The sequence below is a fragment of the Phyllobacterium sp. P5_D12 genome (genome assembly GCF_054049495.1).
On sequence record NZ_JBFUMG010000362.1, the window covers coordinates 1 to 4,662 of the forward strand.

Below are 4,662 nucleotides of genomic sequence, written 5' to 3' on the forward strand. Positions count from 1 at the left end.
CAAAGTGGCCGACCGTTGCACTTTTGTCTCATATGCAGCGGGTTTCAGAACTCAAACTCGGCTATTTTTTCGAAGCCGGGGAGCGCTTTGACCGCAGAATTGAATGCACGGCGTCCCGAAACGATTCCGTCGTTTTTCACGTAAATCATTGATTTTCCAGAGTTTCCCGCCCCCTCAACAACTACGAGTCTTCCGCCGTTCTTCAACTGATCAAATAATGACGCAGGAACGTGATCAACGCTACCCTCAATTAGAACTACATCATAGGGCGCTTCGGAAGCGTGGCCGCCTTGGAGCGGCGCATTAACCACGACGACATTATCGAACCCGAGGCTTTCCAGATTCGAGACCGCCTGCCCCGCAAGTTCGGCGTCACATTCGACCGCCACGACCGAACGCGCGACCCGCGACAGGACCGCCGAGGAATAGCCGGTGGCACATCCGATATCGAGCACGGCATCTTCCGGCTGAATGTTGGCAAGCTGTGCCATCTTGGCGAAAGGCGAAGGCTCCATCAGATAACGGCCGTCCGCAACAAGGACGTCATCATCGATATAGGCGAGAGGCATGCGGAAACTTGGCACGAACTTCTCGCGCGGCACGTCAAGAAAAGCCTGGAGCAAGGGTTTGTCGGTCACATCAGTCGTGCGCAACTGATTGTCGACCATCTTGATCCGCAGGTCTTCAAAATTCAGCGTCATGGTCTACAAGCTCTCTTCAAGGCACCCGCAACGCAAAGCGCTTGCAAGCGCGTGACATGCTCCTGACGATCGGTACGGACCTTACGGCCTTTATGGTTACCCATCCGTGACCAGAAGCGATAATTATCAGAGGATGTGGCAAAAATTTCCATCAGCGTCAATGAATGACTAACGCCGCACACTGATCCCCTTCCGATAATTTCCCGATGCGGCATCCGCGCACCACCCACAGTGATAGTTCCTTTAACCCTAGGGTTAATCCGGGATTGAATAGATTGGCTGCACCTGTCATTCTATACTTGCAGATGGGAGTCGTCCTGCGAACGGTAGGAATGCAAAGCAGATGATTGAGATCAAGGGATTCAATGACTTCCCTATAAGCCAGGATGAGCTGACCGGGCTGGCGGACAGAGCTGCACTTGAAGACCATCTCGATAGTCTTTGTGGCTCCTACGCCCAGAGTGACTTCGATGATCGCTTGCAATTTGCTATTCTTTGTATTGATCTCGACGGTTTCAAGAAATTCAACGATCAATACGGACGCGCCGAAGGCGATAGTCTTTTAAAGCTTGTAGCAGATCGCCTGCAATCATGCCTGCGCAAGAATGATGTTGTCTATCGCATGGGGGGTGATGAATTTGCCATTGTCCTGTTGCAGGCGACGTCCAACGAGGTAGCCAGCGTTGCCGACCGTATTATCGGATCGGTGTCGCAACCCTATGATCTCGGCGGTCCCGAGCCCGTGGCCATCAGCGTCACGATTGGAGCCGCCCTCGCACCACGTGACGGCGATACGCCGGAAAGCCTGCTCTGGTGCGGTGATGCTGCGCTTTATATCGCCAAGAAGGCCGGCAAAGGCGTCTATCGCCGATATTCCGAACGGCGTTCCAGCTAATCGGTCCTTGTTGCGCTAAAATTCGTATTCGAATTTTTCGAGATCTCTCTTCCATATCTGCTCGACGAGCTTTCGCTCCACCGGCGTGTAATACTCCTGATAGGCACCGCGCTTGCTGGCATTCTTGCGGGTGAGTTCCGGGGACTCGTCCAGGTCCAGCCGCGTGATGATATCGGCGAACGCCTCCTCCATCCGTTCAAAGCGGTAGACCTGGTCCACCAGCAGTTTGCCGTCGAAATCGCACAGCATCGAGCTTTGATCGCGGGGGCGCCACAATGCGCGGCGGCGCTCCTGGCGCAGGAAATCCGCGAAACTCTGCTTCTGGGCGTCTTTATGGCGATGATGGTTGCCCTGGCCGCGCACGAAAGCGTAGCGCGAGACAGCGAGATCGTAAGGGTTGCGCACAAGTCCGAATTTGAAGGCCCCTTCGAAGAAAGGGCGTGGCAATTTCAGCTTTGCCCAGCGCACCGAGGCATGCGGGCCAAACTGAATGTCGACATCTTCCGCGACAGGCAGGTGCGACAGAAGCCGCCGCCATTGGCCGGAGGCTTTCTTCACGGCATAGGGGCGCAGGGCCCGCTTCAACGCTTGGCCACCTGTCTTTGCAACATGAACAAAGATAAAATTTTTCTCGACAGAAACGAACATCCACCACCTTCTCAAGGATCGCGGTCCACACGATGATGCAAATTTGTAGGTGCAGTCGTCCGCCAGGAAGGCCGAACTCAGTATAAAGCGTCAACCAGCCTGCAATAGACAGATACAGAAGCAGTCTTGAACGCAGACCATCGGCAAGCGAGATATGAGGAGAGCCCCCTCTCACGTTGTCTAATCTGCGCAACGGCGCTCGTAAGCTTGTCCCCTACATATTGCATGGCACTACCCCCAGGAAAGATGCCTATAGACGAAAGTATGACACCTTCTGAACTCACGTCAAGAAACCTATGGGCTGAATGTCATGGCAACCGAGCGAACGATGAACCGACATCGGCATCGATAGGATCTACCAGCCTTCACAACCACCGTCGCTGGCTTGTCATGTTTTGCGCGTAGTTCTGACGGGAGCGCGCATTCAATTTCGTGTTGCCGCGAAGCAACCCAGAGAAGAAATAATTAATCACACAACGATGTGATCACAACTGTCGGTTGCAGGTGCGGTCGAATCGCGCGTAGTACTTTTGGGCTATTTTGGGGCAGATCATTCGGGGGCATCATGAGCGGCAGAGCCGTTGGAATTCTATTCACCAGCAAGGAAAAACTGCTGGCGGGCRCCTGCTCGGCCGTACTTGCGATAGGTGGCCTGCTGCCGTCACCGGCTTCGGCCGCCACCTTTTTTGTCGCCAACGATGCGCAGCTCCGGGCGGCGATCAGCACCGCGAACGGCGACGGGGATTCTACCGCGACGATTGTAGTGACCAGCAGTTTCGCAGTGACCAATACGGCCTTGCCGTCGCCAGCCAAACCGATCACGATCGATGCGCAAGGTTTTACTCTCTCGGGAACCTATAACGCCGCAACCGTGGGCAGTAGAGGGGCAGTTCATCTCTCGGGTCCGTTTCCATCTGGCTCCCAGATCACGTTTTCCGGCGCGCTGGTTGCCGGTGGCGCTGGCCCTGCTGGCACGACAGCTGGACAGACAGGAATCTGGCTCAACCAGTCAGCTGCGGCCGTCAACAATGGTTCGGTTACTGGTGGAGCAGGCGGCGGAGCAGGCGGATCCGGAGGGACGGGTGTTCGGATTTTTTCAAATTCGTCGCTGACCAATAATGGCATTATCCAGGGAGGCGCCAGCGCCACGGCGTCCGGTGGAAATGGTGTCGATATTGGTGGTGCCACTGGAACCAGCACATTGGTCAACAATGGAACGATTCGCGGCGGTGATGGTCCTCTAAATGGGACGACTCCGACAGCGGGGGCCGCGCTGTATGCCCGCATAGGAACCGGAATCATCGTTAATAACGGTGCGATCGAAGGCGGAGCCGGAGCGATCGCTATCCTCAACAACTCAATTAGCGCCAGTTTGGACCTTATAAATAGCGGGACCATTCGCGCTGGGGCCGGCCAGGCCAATGCCATTTTGCTTCAGCCGGGTGCAACAAACTCATTGACCCTCGAGCTGCAGGCCGGTTCGGTCATCGAAGGAAACGTCATCGCCCACGCCACCGGAACCGGCGACACGTTGCGCCTCGGTGGCGCGGCAAACGATATCTTCGACGTTTCGGCGATCGGTCCACAATACCAGAACTTCGATACCTTCGAGAAGACTGGCACCAGCACCTGGGCGCTGACCGGCACAGGCACGGCCACCACGAACTGGAACATYCAGGACGGCACCTTGCAACTTGGCAATGGCGGCACCAGCGGCAGTGTCATCGGTAATCTCACCACTGCCAGTGCCGGGACGCTCGCCTTCAACCGCTCAAACACGTTCACCTTCGACAATCTCGTTCTGGGCACTGGCGCGATCAGCCAGATCGGCACCGGCACGACGATCATGACCGCCGACAATTCCGCCTTCGCAGGCAGCACCACGATCAAGGCGGGCACGCTGTCGGTGAACGGCATTCTTGGCGGGACGGTGAATGTTCAGACGGGCGGGCGGCTGCAAGGCACTGGCGAGGTCGGTACAACGAYGAGCGACGGTACGATCGCGCCCGGCAACTCGATCGGCACATTGACGGTCGACGGCAACTACACCGGCAATGGTGGCACGCTGGTGATCGAGTCCGAGCTCGGCGGCGATGCCTCGCCCACCGACCGGCTTGTCGTCACCGGCGACACCGCAGGCACGACCAGTGTGCGGGTGACCAATCTCGGCGGAACCGGCGCCCAAACGGTCGAGGGCATCAAGATCGTCGATGTAGCGGGAGCATCCAATGGCACATTTTCACTGCTGGGCGACTATGTGATCGGTGGACAGCAGGCGGTCGTCGCCGGTGCCTATGGCTATACATTGAACAAGAATGGCATGAGCACCCCTGGTGATGGCGACTGGTACCTGCGTTCCCAATTGGCACCGACCAGTTCGCCGACGACACCGCCAGTAAGTGGCCCACTCTACCAGCC

General features: G+C 56.8%; 3 protein-coding genes and 2 pseudogenes. 3 read left to right on the forward strand and 2 right to left on the reverse strand.

The genetic code is table 11. From position 1 onward, the window contains the following. Positions 1-44: 44 nt before the first annotated feature. On the reverse strand, positions 45-701 hold the full coding sequence (locus tag ACXJ5O_RS19405) for a protein-L-isoaspartate O-methyltransferase family protein (protein WP_457301326.1): 657 nt from the start codon (positions 699-701) through the stop codon (positions 45-47). A gap of 343 nt (positions 702-1,044) precedes the next feature. On the opposite strand from ACXJ5O_RS19405, the gene ACXJ5O_RS19410 reads away from it, so the two are divergent. Continuing rightward, on the forward strand, positions 1,045-1,596 hold the full coding sequence (locus ACXJ5O_RS19410) for a GGDEF domain-containing protein (RefSeq protein ID WP_112530286.1): 552 nt from the start codon (positions 1,045-1,047) through the stop codon (positions 1,594-1,596). Between the two features lie 15 nt (positions 1,597-1,611). Here the strand turns inward: ACXJ5O_RS19410 and ACXJ5O_RS19415 are convergent, their stop codons facing one another. Continuing rightward, entirely contained in the window at positions 1,612-2,244 is a 633-nt protein-coding gene (locus ACXJ5O_RS19415; RefSeq protein ID WP_457301327.1) for a sulfotransferase family 2 domain-containing protein, read from the reverse strand. 565 nt (positions 2,245-2,809) lie between these two features. Between ACXJ5O_RS19415 and ACXJ5O_RS19420 the strand changes: the two are divergent. Further along, a pseudogene (locus tag ACXJ5O_RS19420) lies at positions 2,810-4,117 on the forward strand (hypothetical protein); the annotation flags it as partial. Positions 4,118-4,165: 48 nt separating this feature from the next. Next, positions 4,166-4,662 (forward strand): annotated as a pseudogene (locus tag ACXJ5O_RS19425) (autotransporter outer membrane beta-barrel domain-containing protein); the annotation flags it as partial.